11 protein-coding genes are annotated in these 13922 nt (G+C 73.7%); 5 read left to right on the plus strand and 6 right to left on the minus strand.

The window, feature by feature from the left end; genetic code table 11:
- Positions 1-36 precede the first annotated feature (36 nt).
- Positions 37-3180 carry a glycoside hydrolase family 38 N-terminal domain-containing protein gene (locus tag LCH29_RS13175; protein ID WP_446461894.1) on the plus strand — a complete coding sequence of 1048 codons (3144 nt, stop codon included), beginning with the start codon at positions 37-39 and terminating at the stop codon, positions 3178-3180.
- A 73-nt stretch (positions 3181-3253) separates the two neighbouring features.
- Here the strand turns inward: LCH29_RS13175 and LCH29_RS13180 are convergent, their stop codons facing one another.
- Complete coding sequence (locus LCH29_RS13180) at positions 3254-3562, minus strand: DUF6204 family protein (RefSeq protein ID WP_446461895.1); 309 nt, start codon at positions 3560-3562, stop codon at positions 3254-3256.
- The gene (locus LCH29_RS13185) at positions 3550-4209 is read right to left on the minus strand and encodes a TetR/AcrR family transcriptional regulator (protein WP_446461896.1); all 660 of its coding nucleotides are present in this window, start codon (positions 4207-4209) and stop codon (positions 3550-3552) included. Before LCH29_RS13185 ends, LCH29_RS13180 begins: the two co-directional genes overlap by 13 nt.
- 74 nt (positions 4210-4283) lie before the next feature.
- On the opposite strand from LCH29_RS13185, the gene LCH29_RS13190 reads away from it, so the two are divergent.
- The 3 genes from LCH29_RS13190 to LCH29_RS13200 all read left to right on the plus strand — a co-directional run bounded on the left by LCH29_RS13190 (position 4284) and on the right by LCH29_RS13200 (position 7048).
- A complete protein-coding gene (locus tag LCH29_RS13190; protein WP_446461897.1) occupies positions 4284-5081 on the plus strand; it encodes an ABC transporter ATP-binding protein in 798 nt (265 codons plus the stop codon).
- A gap of 42 nt (positions 5082-5123) precedes the next feature.
- Positions 5124-5876, plus strand: coding sequence for an ABC transporter permease (locus LCH29_RS13195; RefSeq protein ID WP_446461898.1), 753 nt, complete (start codon positions 5124-5126; stop codon positions 5874-5876).
- Between the two features lie 65 nt (positions 5877-5941).
- The gene (locus LCH29_RS13200) at positions 5942-7048 is read left to right on the plus strand and encodes an alpha/beta fold hydrolase (protein ID WP_446461899.1); all 1107 of its coding nucleotides are present in this window, start codon (positions 5942-5944) and stop codon (positions 7046-7048) included.
- Positions 7049-7053: 5 nt separating this feature from the next.
- Here the strand turns inward: LCH29_RS13200 and LCH29_RS13205 are convergent, their stop codons facing one another.
- The 4 genes from LCH29_RS13205 to rsgA form a co-directional block, all read right to left on the minus strand.
- Complete coding sequence (locus LCH29_RS13205) at positions 7054-8796, minus strand: pyruvate dehydrogenase (RefSeq protein ID WP_446461900.1); 1743 nt, start codon at positions 8794-8796, stop codon at positions 7054-7056.
- A gap of 75 nt (positions 8797-8871) precedes the next feature.
- On the minus strand, positions 8872-10227 hold the full coding sequence (locus LCH29_RS13210; RefSeq protein WP_446461901.1) for a protein phosphatase 2C domain-containing protein: 1356 nt from the start codon (positions 10225-10227) through the stop codon (positions 8872-8874).
- A gap of 104 nt (positions 10228-10331) precedes the next feature.
- Positions 10332-11771: a dihydrolipoyl dehydrogenase family protein gene (locus tag LCH29_RS13215; protein ID WP_446461902.1), complete on the minus strand. Its 1440-nt coding sequence runs from the start codon at positions 11769-11771 to the stop codon at positions 10332-10334.
- Between the two features lie 139 nt (positions 11772-11910).
- On the minus strand, positions 11911-13029 hold the full coding sequence (gene rsgA, locus LCH29_RS13220; protein WP_446461903.1) for a ribosome small subunit-dependent GTPase A: 1119 nt from the start codon (positions 13027-13029) through the stop codon (positions 11911-11913).
- Between the two features lie 311 nt (positions 13030-13340).
- On the opposite strand from rsgA, the gene LCH29_RS13225 reads away from it, so the two are divergent.
- On the plus strand, positions 13341-13820 hold the full coding sequence (locus tag LCH29_RS13225; RefSeq protein ID WP_446461904.1) for a MarR family winged helix-turn-helix transcriptional regulator: 480 nt from the start codon (positions 13341-13343) through the stop codon (positions 13818-13820).
- The last annotated feature ends 102 nt before the right edge of the window (positions 13821-13922 follow it).

Here is a 13922-nt window from a genome sequence, read left to right on the forward strand (position 1 = left end):
GGTGATCCGCTGAGTGCCGAGGACCGAGGAGCCGTGATGCACGACGACCGACTGTTGGTGGAGGGGCGCCTGGAGCGGGCGCTGCACCAGTTCATCCGGCCCGCCCAGTACCCGGCGCGCGTTCCGCTGGCCCTCTACGCCTGGCGCGCCCCCGGTGAGCCGGTCCCGGTCGCCGACGCGCTCGGCGCGGCGTACGAGCCGTTCACGGCCGGTACGGAGTGGGGCGAGCCGTGGTCGACCTGGTGGTTCCGGCTGGAGGGCGCGGTGCCCGCGGAGTGGGCGGGGCGGCGGGTGGAGGTGGTCATCGACCCCGGCTTCACCGACGACGGTCCGGGGTTCCAGGCCGAGGGGCTGGTGTACGACGCGCACGGCATACCGCTCAAGGGCATCCACCCCCGGAACCGCCACATCCCCCTCGCCTCTCCGGCCGACGGCGGCGAGCCGGTACGGCTGCTGCTGGAGGCGGCCGCCAATCCGTCCGTGCTGCGCGACGGCTTCACGCCCACCCCGCTCGGCGACGTCCTCACCGCCGGGGACCGGCCGCTCTACCGCTTCGCCTCCGCCGATGTGGCCGTCCTCGACGAGGACGTGTGGCATCTGGTCCTGGACATCGAGGTGCTGTCCGAGCTGATGCGCGAGCTGCCCGCGGACCGGCCGCGCCGCCACGAGATCCTGCGAGCCCTGGAGAACGCGCTCGACGCGCTCGACCTGCACGACGTGCCCGCCACCGCGGCCGCCGCGCGCGCCGAGCTGACCGGGGTGCTGGGGAGCCCCGCGCACGCCAGCGCGCACCGCGTCTCGGCGGTCGGGCACGCGCACATCGACTCGGCGTGGCTGTGGCCGCTGCGCGAGACGGTGCGCAAGGCGTCCCGTACGTTCGCCAATGTCACCGCGCTCGCGGGCGACTATCCGGAGCTGGTGTTCGCGTGCTCACAGGCGCAGCAGTACGCCTGGGTCAAGGAGCACCAGCCGCACATCTGGGAGCGCATCAAGAAGGCGGTCTCGGACGGCAGTTGGGCTCCGGTCGGCTCGATGTGGGTCGAGTCGGACGCCAACATGCCCGGCGGCGAGGCCCTGGCCCGGCAGATCGTGCACGGCAAGCGGTTCTTCCTGGAGGAGCTGGGGGTGGACACCGAGGAGATCTGGCTGCCGGACTCCTTCGGCTACACCGCGGCCTTCCCTCAGCTGGCCAAGCTGGCGGGGGTGAAGTGGTTCCTCACCCAGAAGCTGTCCTGGAACCAGTCCAACAAGATGCCGCACCACACCTTCTGGTGGGAGGGCATCGACGGCACCCGTGTGTTCACCCACTTCCCGCCGGTGGACACCTACAACGCCCAGTTCAGCGCGGCCGAACTCGCCCACGCGGAGAAGAACTTCGCCGACAAAGGCCTCGCCACCCGCTCCCTCGTCCCCTTCGGCTGGGGTGACGGCGGGGGCGGTCCCACCCGGGAGATGCTGGAGAAGGCGCGCCGGCTGGGCTCCCTGGAGGGCTCGCCGCGGGTCGAGATCCACAAGCCGTCGGTGTTCTTCGCCGAGGCGGAGCGGGAGTACGGGGCCAAGGCCCCGGTGTGGTCGGGCGAGCTGTACCTGGAGCTGCACCGGGCCACGTACACCACGCAGGCGGCCACCAAGCAGGGCAACCGGCGCAGCGAACACCTGCTGCGGGAAGCCGAGTTGTGGGCCACGGCCGCCGCGCTCCACGTGCCCGGGTACGCCTATCCGTACGAGGACCTGGACCGGATCTGGAAGACGGTGCTGCTGCACCAGTTCCATGACATCCTGCCGGGCTCCTCGATCGCCTGGGTGCACCGCGAGGCGCGCGAGACGTACGCGCGGGTGCGCGCCGAGCTGGAGGGGATCGTGGGGGACGCGCTACGGGCCCTGAGCACCGTCGGCGGGTCCGGCGCCCCGGCGGTGCTCAACGCCTCGCCGTACGAGCGCGAGGAGGTCGCCGTGCTGGACGCGGAGACGGCGGCGGCCCTGCCCACCGACACCCCCGTGCAGCCGCTCGGCGACGGGCGCGCGGCGGCCGGGGTGCGGGTGGGCGCGCTGGGCACGGCGGCCGTCGCCGGTACGACGTGGAGCGTGCCGCCGGTGACCTCGCTGAGCGACGGCCACGCCATCGTCCTGGACAACGATCTGCTGCGCGTCACCATCGACGGGGACGGGCTGCTCACCTCCGTCCTCGACCTGACGGCGGGCCGCGAGGTGCTGGCCCCGGGCGCGCGCGGCAACCTCCTCCAGCTGCACCCCGACCACCCCAACCACTGGGACGCCTGGGACATCGACCGCCACTACCGGCGCACCCACACCGACCTCACGGCCGCCGAGTCCGTCGAGCTGACCGAGTCCGGTCCGCTGCGCGCGACCGTCCGCGTCGTGCGGACCTTCGGCGCCTCGCGGATCGTCGAGGAGCTGACCCTGGCCGCGGGCAGCGGCCGCCTCGACGTCGCGACCGAGGTGGACTGGCAGGAGTCGGAGAAGGTGCTCAAGGCGGCGTTCCCGCTGGACGTCCACGCGCGGGAGTCCACGGCGGAGATCCAGTTCGGGCATGTGGACCGCCCCACCCACACCAACACCAGCTGGGACGCGGCCCGTTTCGAGATCTGCGCCCACCGCTGGCTGCGGGTCGCCGAACCGGGGTACGGGGCCGCGCTGCTCAACGACTCGACGTACGGCCACGACGTGACCCGTACGGCCCATGAGACGCCGGACGGCGACGTACTCGGCACCACCGTGCGGCTGACGCTGCTGCGCGCCCCGCACAGCCCCGACCCCGAGACGGACCTCGGCACCCACCGCTTCCGCTACGCGCTGCTGCCGGGCGCGAGCGTCGGCGACGCGGTCGAGGGCGGCCTCGCCCTGAACCTGCCGCTGCGCACCCTGCCCGGCGGCCCGACCGGGCCCGCCCCGCTGCTCTCCGTGGACAACCCGGCGATCACGGTGGAGTCGGTGAAGCTCGCCGAGGACCGCAGCGGGGATGTGGTGGTGCGGCTGTACGAGTCGCACGGCGGCCGCGCGGCGGGCACGCTCGTCGCCGGTTTCCCGGTGGTCTCGGCGGACGTCACCGATCTGCTGGAGCGCCCGCTGCACCCGGCCGCCACCGGCCCGGCCGGGCTGTCCCTGGCCCTGCGGCCGCATCAGATCCTCACCCTGCGGCTGCGGCCGGTGCCCGCGTAACCATCCCTCGTAGACAGGTCGACCGCCCGGTGCCGCCCCCCGCACGGCACCGGGCGGTCCGCTCAGCTCCCCCTCACCTGCCGCGCCCCTTGCGGCGGATCTTGATGTGGCGCATGTCCGTCACCCCGACCCGCAGGACCCGGTGCGGATAGCCGTGCGCCACCAGGGCCGCCATGGCCCGCTCGGTCGCCTCCGGCTCTCCGTCGCCGTCCGCCTCCGCGGGCACCTGGCAGCGGAAGGTGAACGCCGAGAGCCCACGGTCGTAGGTGAAGGTGCCCTCCTCGGTGAAGGCGGTCCGGAAGGCGTCGGCGCCCTCCAGCAGCGCGGCCCGGTCCTCCTCGCCCAACCCCTCGAACACACCGCGGATCGTCACCCGGAACACGTCTGCTCCCCCTTCCCCCGTACGGCATAGGTGGCCAACGGCTCACCCAACATCCCCTCGAACGCGTCCAGCAGACCGGTCACCGCCGCGGCGATCGCGTCGGGCCCCTCCCCCGCCTCCGTACGCCTGCCGATCTCGGCGAAGACCAGCGAGTGGAACGCGCCGAGCTGCGCGGCCACCACGCGCGGCAGCGGATCGTCCGGCGCGGCGCCGGTCTCCTCGGCCAGCACCTCGGCCAGCGCGTCGGTCATCTCCCGGCCGAGGTCCTCCAGCCGGGCGGTGAGCGTCGGGGCGGCCCGCATCATCGCGAAGACCCGGCCGAAGCCCTCGGTGAGCCCCAGCGAGCGATCCCGGAGCTCCACCTCGACCCGCAGCCGCGCCAGCACCGCGAGGGCGGCCGACTCCCCCGGGGCGCGCTCCCGCACGATGTCGGCGAGCCGCCGCGGGGACGCCTGGTCCGGCGGCAGGACCAGGTCCTCCTTCGCCTCGAAGTAGTTGTAGAGGGTGTTGACCGACACCTCCGCCGCGGCCGCGACCTCGGCGATCGTGACGCCGTCGAAGCCCCGCTCCACGAACAGCCCGATCGCCACCCGGTGGATGCGCTGCCGCGTCTCCCGTTTCTTGCGCTCCCGTAGCCCTTCTGCCATGCCATGAAGTCTAACCGTACTGCAAATATGAAATGCATTGCAGTTTTGTAATGCACTGTGTTTTTATCGGCGCCATGTCCACACCACCCACCCCCACCCCGGTCATCGAGGCCCGGGGCCTCGCCCGGACGTTCCGGCTCCCGGCGGGCCCGGTGCACGCCGTCCGCAGCATCGACCTGACCGTCGACCGCGGCGAGATCCTCGGCTTCCTCGGCCCCAACGGGGCGGGCAAGACCACGACCCTGCGCATGCTCACCACCCTCCTGCCGCCCAGCGGCGGCGAGGCCACGGTCGCCGGGCACGATCTGCGGCACGACCCCGCGGGAGTGCGCCGCCGCATCGGCTACGTGGCCCAGTCCGGCGGCCTGGACCCCGCCTGCGCCGTACGCGAGGAACTGGTCACCCAGGGGCGGCTGCACCGGCTGCCGCGGGCCGAGGCGCGCGAGCGCGCCGGGGAACTCGCCCACGACCTCGGCCTCACCGCCCTGCTGGACCGCCCCACCGGCGCGCTCTCCGGCGGCCAGCGGCGCCGGGTGGAGATCGCGCTCGGCCTGATCAACCGGCCCGATGTGGTCTTCCTCGACGAACCGACCACCGGGCTCGACCCCGGCAGCCGCGCCGAACTGTGGGACCTGGTCCGGCGGATCCGCGCCGAACACGGCACCACCGTCTTCCTGACCACGCACTACCTGGACGAGGCCGACGCGCTCGCCGACCGGATCGTGGTCGTGGACGCCGGGGTGATCGTCGCCGAGGGCACCCCCGCCGACCTCAAGGCCCGCCACGCGGGCGATCCCACCGCCAGCCTCCAGGACGCCTTCCTGGCCATCACCGGCCGGTCCGCGGCGGCCGACGAACCCGTCGCCATCTGACCCCTCGCCACCTGACCCCCTTCGACCACTCAAGGCACTGCCATGACCCTGTTCGCCGACACCGGCGTCGTCTTCGGCCGCTACCTGCGGGCCACCCTCCGCTCCAAGACCAATCTCTCCTTCGGCATGCTCCAACCGCTGCTCTTCCTGGCCCTCTTCGGACCGCTGCTGACCAAGCTCAGCCTGGGCGTGAGCGGTTCGTCCTGGCAGACCCTGGTGCCCGGCGTCCTCATCCAGCTCGCCCTGCTCGGCGGCTCGTACGTGGGGCTCGGCCTGCTGATGGACCGCAACCTCGGCATCATCGACCGCATGCGGGTCACCCCGGTGCACCCCCTGGCCCTGCTGCTGGGCCGGGTCCTGCGCGATGTCGTCCAGCTGGTCGCCCAGTCGGTGCTGCTCGTCCTCCTCAGCCTGGCCTTCGGCCTCCGCGCGCCCCTCGCCGGAATCCTGATCGGCCTGCTGTTCGTGGCCGTGCTCTCGGCGGCGCTGTCCGCCCTCTCGTACGGGCTGGCGATGAACGTCAGGACAGCGCCCGAGTTCGCCGCCATCGCCAACACCGCCGCCATGCCGCTGATGCTGCTGTCCGGGCTGCTGCTGCCGATGTCGCTCGCCCCGGGCTGGCTGGACGGCGCCTCCCACGCCGTGCCGTTCCGCTACACCGTGGACGCCGTACGCCAGACCTTCCTGGGCCACTACGCCAACGGCACCGTCGCCCTCGGCGCCGCCATCACCGTGGCCCTGACCGCCGTCTGCCTCGCCCTCGGCGCCCGGCTGTTCCGCAGGGCGGAAGGCTGAGGAGTCTTTTCGCGCAGGAGGGGTAAGGGGGCGTTCGTCCCACCCCATACGGCCAGGAGAGACACGTGAGCAGACCGCTCGTCACCGGTATCGTCGCCACCGCCGCCGCGACCATCCTGCTCACCGGCTCCGGGGCCGTGAGCGGCAGCGCCATCGCCACGTCGCCGCGGGAGCCCCGCGCGACCGACGTCCACCGGGTGCGCATTCAGGACGAGTTCGACTCGCTCGGGCCCGAGGTGCGGGCGATGAAACTGGATACGGGGCGCACCGCGCATTACATCGACGAGGGGCCCCGGGACGGGAAGCCGGTGCTCTACATCGGAGGCACGGGGACCAGCGCGCGGGCGGCGCACATGACGGACTTCCTGCGCACCACGCGGGAGTCCCTGGGGCTGCGGCTGATATCGGTCGAGCGCAATGGCTTCGGGGACACGGAGTTCGACAAGGGCCTGGGGAAGGCCGACTTCGTGAAGGACGCGCTTCAGGTGCTGGACCGCATCGGGGTGCGCAAGGTCGGTGTGATCGCCATTTCGGGTGGCGGGCCCTACGCCGCCGAGCTGGCTTCCCGGGCGCCGGACCGTGTGCGGTCGCTGCATCTGGCCGCCGCGTTGCCGCCGTACGGGGCCGAGCCGTCGTACTGCTCGATGTCCGACGAGGAGCTGGGCGCGTCGCTGGAGAAGCAGATCGCCGATCCGCGTATCTGGTGGGCGCTTCCGGAGGACAGCCCGACCAAGCGGGTGCCCGGGTTCGCCGACACCGCGTACGAGGACGGCGCCCGCACCTACAACCAGCGCGGGCAGAAGGCCGACCCCGGGCCGCAGGTGCACGAGCAGAAGCTGTACTGCGAGCGGCCCGGACCGGATCTGTCGAAGCTGACGGCGCCCGTCATCGTCTACAGCGGGAAGAAGGACACGACCGTGCCGCCCAGCTCCGTCGGGACCTGGAAGGAGCATCTGCCCGGCGATCCGGCCGTGCGCAGCTACGCCGACTCGGGGCATGACGTGCAGTACCGGCACTGGGACCAGATCCTCGTCGACCTGGCCGGGTACCGGGACCGCACCGTCGTCTGCTACCGGGGCCACAGCGCCATGCCACCGGCCAGGATCGCCGATCCGCTGGTGGAGCAGGGGCGGGCCACGCTCGGCAGCTGCGCCTGGCGGAAGTCCGGCTGATCAGGTCAGGGCCGGGGGACGTTGCGCAGGTTGGAGCGGGCCATCTGGACCATCCGGCCGACGCCGCCGTCCAGCACCATCTTGCTGGCCGACAGCGCGAACCCCGTCACCATCTCGGCCTTGATCTTCGGTGGGATGGACAGCGCGTTGGGGTCGGTGACGACGTCGACCAGGGCCGGGCCCTTGTGGTGCAGGGCGGTGCGCAGCGCGGACCGCAGGTGCTTGGGCTTCTCGACGCGCTCGGCGTAGGCCCCGGCGGCGCGGGCGAGTTGGGCGAAGTTGGGGTTGTGGTGGCCGGTGCCGTACGCGGGCAGGCCCGAGACCAGCATCTCCAGCTCGACCATGCCGAGGGAGGAGTTGTTGAAGAGGATGACCTTCACCGGCAGGTCGTACTGGACGAGGGTGAGGAAGTCGCCCATCAGCATCGTGAACCCGCCGTCGCCGGACATCGAGATGACCTGGCGGCGGCGGTCGAGGAACTGGGCCCCGATCGCCTGCGGCAGCGCGTTGGCCATCGAGCCGTGGGTGAACGAACCGATCACCCGGCGGCGGCCGTTGGGGGTCAGATAGCGGGCCGCCCAGACGTTGCACATCCCGGTGTCGACGGTGAAGACCGCGTCGTCGGCGGCCTCCTCGTCCAGGACCGAGGCCACGTACTCCGGGTGGATCGGAATGTGCTTCTCCACCTTGCGGGTGTACGCCTTGACCACGCCCTCCAGCGCCTCCGCGTGCTTCTTCAGCATCCGGTCCAGAAACCGGCGGTCGGTCTTGGGGCACACCTTCGGCGTCACGCAGCGCAGCGTCTCGCGGACGTCGCCCCAGACGGCCAGGTCGAGCTTGGAGCGGCGGCCCAGGTGCTCGGGGCGGACGTCGACCTGGACGGTGCGGACGTCGTCGGGGAGGAAGGCGTTGTACGGGAAGTCGGTGCCCAGCAGGATCAGCAGATCGCACTCGTTGGTGGCCTCGTACGCCGCGCCGTAGCCGAGCAGTCCGCTCATCCCGACGTCGTACGGGTTGTCGTACTGGATGTGCTCCTTGCCGCGCAGGGCGTGCCCCACCGGGGCCTTCACCCGCTCGGCGAAGGCCATCACCTCCTCATGGGCCCCGGCGGTGCCGCTGCCGCAGAAGAGCGTCACCCGGTCCGCCTCGTCCACCATGCGCGCGAGGGCGTCGATCTCCGCGTCGCCGGGGCGCACGCTGGGGCGTGAGGTCACCAGCGCGTGCTCCTCGGCGCGCTCGGGCGCCGGGCGGGCGGCGATGTCGCCGGGGAGCGAGACGACGCTGACGCCGCGGCGGCCGACCGCGTGCTGGATCGCCGTCTGGAGGACGCGCGGCATCTGCTGCGGGCTGGAGATCAGCTCGCTGTAGTGGCTGCACTCGCGGAACAGCTGGTCGGGGTGGGTCTCCTGGAAGTAGCCGGTGCCGATCTCGCTGCTGGGGATGTGCGAGGCGAGGGCGAGGACCGGGGCCATGGAGCGGTGGGCGTCGTACAGCCCGTTGATCAGGTGCAGATTGCCGGGGCCGCAGGAGCCCGCGCAGCCCGCGAGCTTGCCGGTGAGCTGGGCCTCGGCGCCCGCGGCGAACGCGGCGCTCTCCTCGTGCCGCACCTGGATCCAGTCGATGGCGGAGTTGCGGCGGATCGCGTCCACGACGGGGTTGAGGCTGTCGCCGACCACCCCGTACAGCCGCCGCACCCCGGCGCGGGCCAGGATGTCCACGCATTGCTCGGCCACGGTCTGCTTGCCCATCGCGGCGCCTTCCGTCCGTGTCGTCCCGGGCTGTCAAGCTCCATCAGCCCCTCTATCAACCCACGGACGGGACGCTCACGCCTCCCAGACGGCCGCCGCCGTACGGTCGTCGGCGTACCCCTTCACCCCCACCTGGGCATCGGCGAGGAACCCGGCGAGGCCCGGCGGCTCGGTCGGCGCCCAGCGTTCCGCCCAGTGGGCGGCGAGCGCCGGGGCGGCGCGCAGCGGCTCGGCGAGGCCCGCGCCGCACAGCAACAGGGTGTCACCCGGTCGGGCGACGGAGGCGCGGAACCGGAAGGGGCCGACGGCGGGTGGGCCGCCATCCTGCGGGGCGGCTTCCCAGTCGGCGGGCAGTTCGGGCGCGGGCGGGTCGGGGGCGGTCGGGTCGGGCGTGGGCGGGCGACCGCCGCCGAAGCCGAGCACGGGCCCGCCGACCGTGTCGTACTCCCGCGCGTCCGGTTCCAGGTCCTGCCAGGCGCCGTCGCGCAGCCGGAACAGCCCGCCGTCGCCGACGCCGAAGAACACCCGGACCCGGCAGTCCGGATGGGCGGGCAGCAGCAGACAGCGCACCGGCGCGGTGTACGCGGCCGGGTCGAGGCCGAGTTCGGCCGCGCGGGTGCGCAACCGCCCGTAGCCGCGGTCGGTGAGCCGGTGCAGCCCGGACTTGAGCGCGCCGCGCCGGGCGGCGCGGATGTCCTCCGCGAGCCGTGCGTGACTGCGGCCGACGGCCCCGCCGATCCACTCGCACAGCTCCCGCGCGGCGTCCGGCGAGGCCCCGTCCCCACTGGCCACGGCCACCAGGACCAGGGCGCCGTCCCCGGTCCCGAAGCGGGCCGTGAGCAGCACGTCCCGCCGGGGCTCGCCGCGGGAACGCGCCGCGTCGCCGCGCAGCGACACGGCCCGGAGGGTGAACGTCCCGTACCGGGCGCCGTCGAGCACGGTGTCGGGTACCGGGCCGCCCGGCTCCTCCGGGTCGGCGACGGGCAGGGTGGTCGGCTCGGCCTCGTACGCGGGCGGCTCGTCGCCGACGTACCCGGACGCGGCGGCACGCCACGGCCGGGGCGCGGGCGCGGAGGCGGCGCCCGGGGGCCGCCGGGGCGCGGGGGCGGACGGGGGCCGTGCCGCGCCGGGGCCGTCGCCGCCCCCGGGAGGTCGCCACCCCTGCGGGCCACCTCCCGCGGCACCGTCCGGGCCCGGCGCGGCACCGCCCGGCTCGCGCCCGCCCTCCGGCGGGCCCCAGGGAGCCCCTGCGGCGGGCCGCTGGTCCCCGCCGGTCGGCCGTCTGCCGCCGAGGGTGCGGGACGCGGAGTCGAAGCGCTCGTCCACCGAGTCGGCCGCGGCGGCGGGCCCCGCGTCGGCCCGCGCGGGGTCGTACAACTCGCCCCACCAGTCGTTTTCCTGACGGCGTCGGTCGTCCCCCTGCTGGCTCATCCCCATATTGTCCACAGGGGAGCTTCACGCGAACACCACGCGACGGTCTCCGGGGCTCCCGAAAGGGCGCCCGGCCCGGCCCCGCGCCCCCGGTGCGCGCCCGTCTACCCCCGGTACGCCTCCAGCAGCCGCAGCCACACCTCGCTCACCGTGGGGAACGACGGCACCGCGTGCCACAGCCGCTCGATCGGCACCTCACCGGCCACCGCCACGGTCGCCGAGTGCAGCAGCTCCCCCACGCCCGGCCCCACGAACGTCACGCCGACCAGATGGCCCCGGTCCAGGTCGACGACCATGCGGGCGCGTCCGCGGTAGCCGTCCGCGTACAGGGCGGCGCCGGACACCTGGCCCATGTCGTAGTCGACGACCCGGATGCTGCGGCCCTCGGCCCCGGCCTGTTCGGCGGTCAGCCCGACCGCGCCGACCTCCGGGTCGGTGAAGACGACCTGCGGCACCGCGCCGTGGTCCGCGGTCGCCGCGTGGGCACCCCAGCGGTCCGTCTCCAGCAGCGGTACGCCCTGGGCGCGGGCGCCGATGGCCGCGCCCGCGATGCGCGCCTGGTACTTGCCCTGGTGGGTGAGGAGCGCGCGGTGGTTGACGTCGCCCGCGGCGTACAGCCAGCCGCCCGGCACGTTCCGCACCCGGCAGGTGTCGTCCACGTCCAGCCAGCCGCCGGGCGTGAGGCCGACCGTCTCCAGGCCGAGGTCGTCGGTGCGCGGGGCGCGGCCGGTGGCGAACAGCACCTCGTCGGCCTCGACGGTCTCCCCGCCGTCCAGCGTGAGCGTCACCGGCCCCTGCGCGCCGTCGCGCCGTACGGCCGTCGCGGACGTCCCCGTACGGATCTTCACTCCCGCCTCGGTGAGCGACTCCGCCACCAGCTCGCCCGCGAACGCCTCCATGCGCTCCAGCAGCCCCGGGCCGCGGATCAGCATGGTGACTTCGGAGCCGAGGGCGCTCCACGCGGTGGCCATCTCGGCGGCGACCACCCCGCCGCCCACCACGGCCAGCCGCCGCGGCACCGTGGACGAGCTGGTCGCCTCCCGGCTGGTCCACGGGCGGACCTCCGCGATACCGGGTAGGTCGGGCAGCGCGGCGCGGCTGCCGGTGCAGATGGCCACGGCGTGCCGGGCGACCAGGAAGCGCTCCTGGCCGTCCGGCTGGGTGACCGCGACACGGCACGGCTCGACGAGCCGCCCCTGGCCGCGGACCAGGTCGATGCCCGCCGAGTCGAGCCAGCCGACCTGGCCGTCGTCCTTCCAGTTCGACACGAACGCGTCCCGGTGGGCGAAGACGGCGGCCACGTCCAGCGGCGCGTCCGCGCCCTGCCGCGCCCCGGGCGTACGCCGCGCCTCGGCGCGCGCGATGACGGGGCGCAGCAGCGCCTTGCTGGGGACGCAGGCCCAGTACGCACACTCGCCGCCGACCAGCTCGCTCTCCACGATCGCCGTGGAGAGCCCTGCCGCGCGCGCCCGGTCGGCCAGGTTCTCCCCGACCGGGCCCGCGCCCAGGACGACGACGTCGTACTCATCCGTACCGGAGTTCATCGCGACCCGCTCTCTGCCGACAGCGGACCGTGCCGACCGCCGACGATGTGCCCGACCGTGGGATGACGCTTCCCCCATCCTCCCGTCGAGTCCCCGCCGACGGCCACCCGAATCGGACACCCGCGGGCGCCGCGCGGTGCTACGGCTTGCGCTGCGGCCCGCGCTTGCGTTCGACCATGTGGCGGCCGAGCGCCTGCCGCTGCTTCCACCCCCGCCGCATCTCGGACCGCAGCCGGGCGTCGGTGCGGGCCGCGAGGTAGGCGTTCTCGCGCAGCAGCTTGCGGTAGCTGTCCAGCCGCCGCGGCGGCAGCGAACCGTCCTCGACCGCGGCGAGCACCGCGCACCCCGGCTCGGTCTCGTGCACGCAGTCGTGGAAGCGGCAGTCCGCGGCGTACGCCTCGATCTCGGCGAACGCCTGCGCCACCCCGCCCTCCGCGTCCCACAGCCCGACGCCCCGCAGCCCGGGGGTGTCGATGAGCGCACCGCCCGAGGGGAGCGGCAGCAGATTGCGGGTGGTCGTGGTGTGCCGCCCCTTGCCGTCGCTGTCCCGGATCGCGCGGACGTCCTGGACGTCCGCGCCCACCAGGGCGTTGGCCAGCGTCGACTTGCCCGCGCCCGACTGGCCGAGGAGGACGGACGTCCCGGCCGCGAGCAGCGCGGCCAGCCCTTCCACCCCCTGCCCGGTCGTGGCGCTCACCGGCAGCACCCGCACCCCGGGCGCGGAGGTCTCGGTGTCGGCGACGAGGTGCGCCAGCGCACCCGGGTCGTCCACCAGGTCCGCCTTGGTGAGGACCACGACCGGCTGCGCCCCGCTCTCCCAGGCGAGCGCCACGAAGCGCTCCACCCGCCCGAGGTCCAGCTCGGCGGCGAGCGATACGGCGATCACGGCGTGGTCGACGTTGGCGGCCAGCACCTGGCCGTCGGAGCGCTTGGACGAGGTCGACCGCGCCACCTCCGTACGCCGCGGCAGCAGCGTCCGTACGTAGCGCGGCTCGCCCGCGTCCGCGGCGTCCACGGCGGCCCAGTCGCCGGTGCACACGACCTTCATCGGGTCACGGGGAACGACGAACTCGGTGTCGGCGCGGACGGTGCCGTCGGGCGTCACCACATCGCACCGGCCACGGTCCACCCGCACCACGCGCCCGGGGACCAGCCCCTGTCGCGCGTACGGACCGAACGCGGCCTCCCACTCCTCGTCCCAGCCGTACCGGGCGAGGGCGGAGTGACGGGAGGCGGCGTCGGAAAAAGCGTTGCTCAAGCTCAAGGGAAAACCCTTCGAAGGGCGGTCCCGGCGCGCCACAGAATCTGCGGAAAGGTCAGCCGGAGACCACGGGGATGGGATTGATGCACTTCGAGACGCGGGCGGAGCAGCCCGGAACCGTGACCGTCATCAATGTCCTCACCTCCCGTTTTCCTCGCTCTCGGCGGATGCGACGCCACCATATCCCCGGCCGGGGACGCGACTCCACCGATTTTCCGCGCGCGGGGCACCGGCGACCGCGGCCATGCCCCTGACCCCGTCGGATACGCTCCACGCCGACCGTGTACCTAGGTGAGGCAGCCAAGAGAATGCATGACGACGACCTGCTCGCGGAGCTGCTCCCCCGGCTGACCCAGCTCAGCAACGTGCTGAACCGCGGCCGCATGTACGAGCAGGCCGCCGCGGCCGCCGGGATCTCGCTGGAGCGCCCGGCGATGGCGGTGCTCGGCATCCTCAAGACGGCGGGCAAGCCGCTGCGCATCGGCGAGATCGCCGACCGCATGCAGGTCGCGGGCCCGCACGCCACCCGCCAGGTCCAGGGCCTCGAACAGCGCGGGCTGGTCCACCGCATCGCCGACCCCGACGACCAGCGCGCCCGGCTGATCGACCTCACCCCGGAGGGCACGTCGACCGCCGACCGCTACATGCGCACGGTCCTCGGCTGGTTCACCGGCGCCCTCGCCCACTGGCCCGACCAGGACCGCCGGGACCTCGGCCGCCTGCTGGGCCGCATGGTCGACGACCTGACGGCCCATCTGAAGGCCCTCGACGGCCCGGGCCAGTCATGACGCGAACGGCTCCAGCCGGCCACCGTCGACCCGTACCGCACGGCGCGCGATACGCCTGGGGTACCAGCTGGAGCCGGGGTGACGGGAGGCCGGCGCGGCGGT

It is taken from the genome of Streptomyces sp. BRA346 (assembly GCF_052851135.1).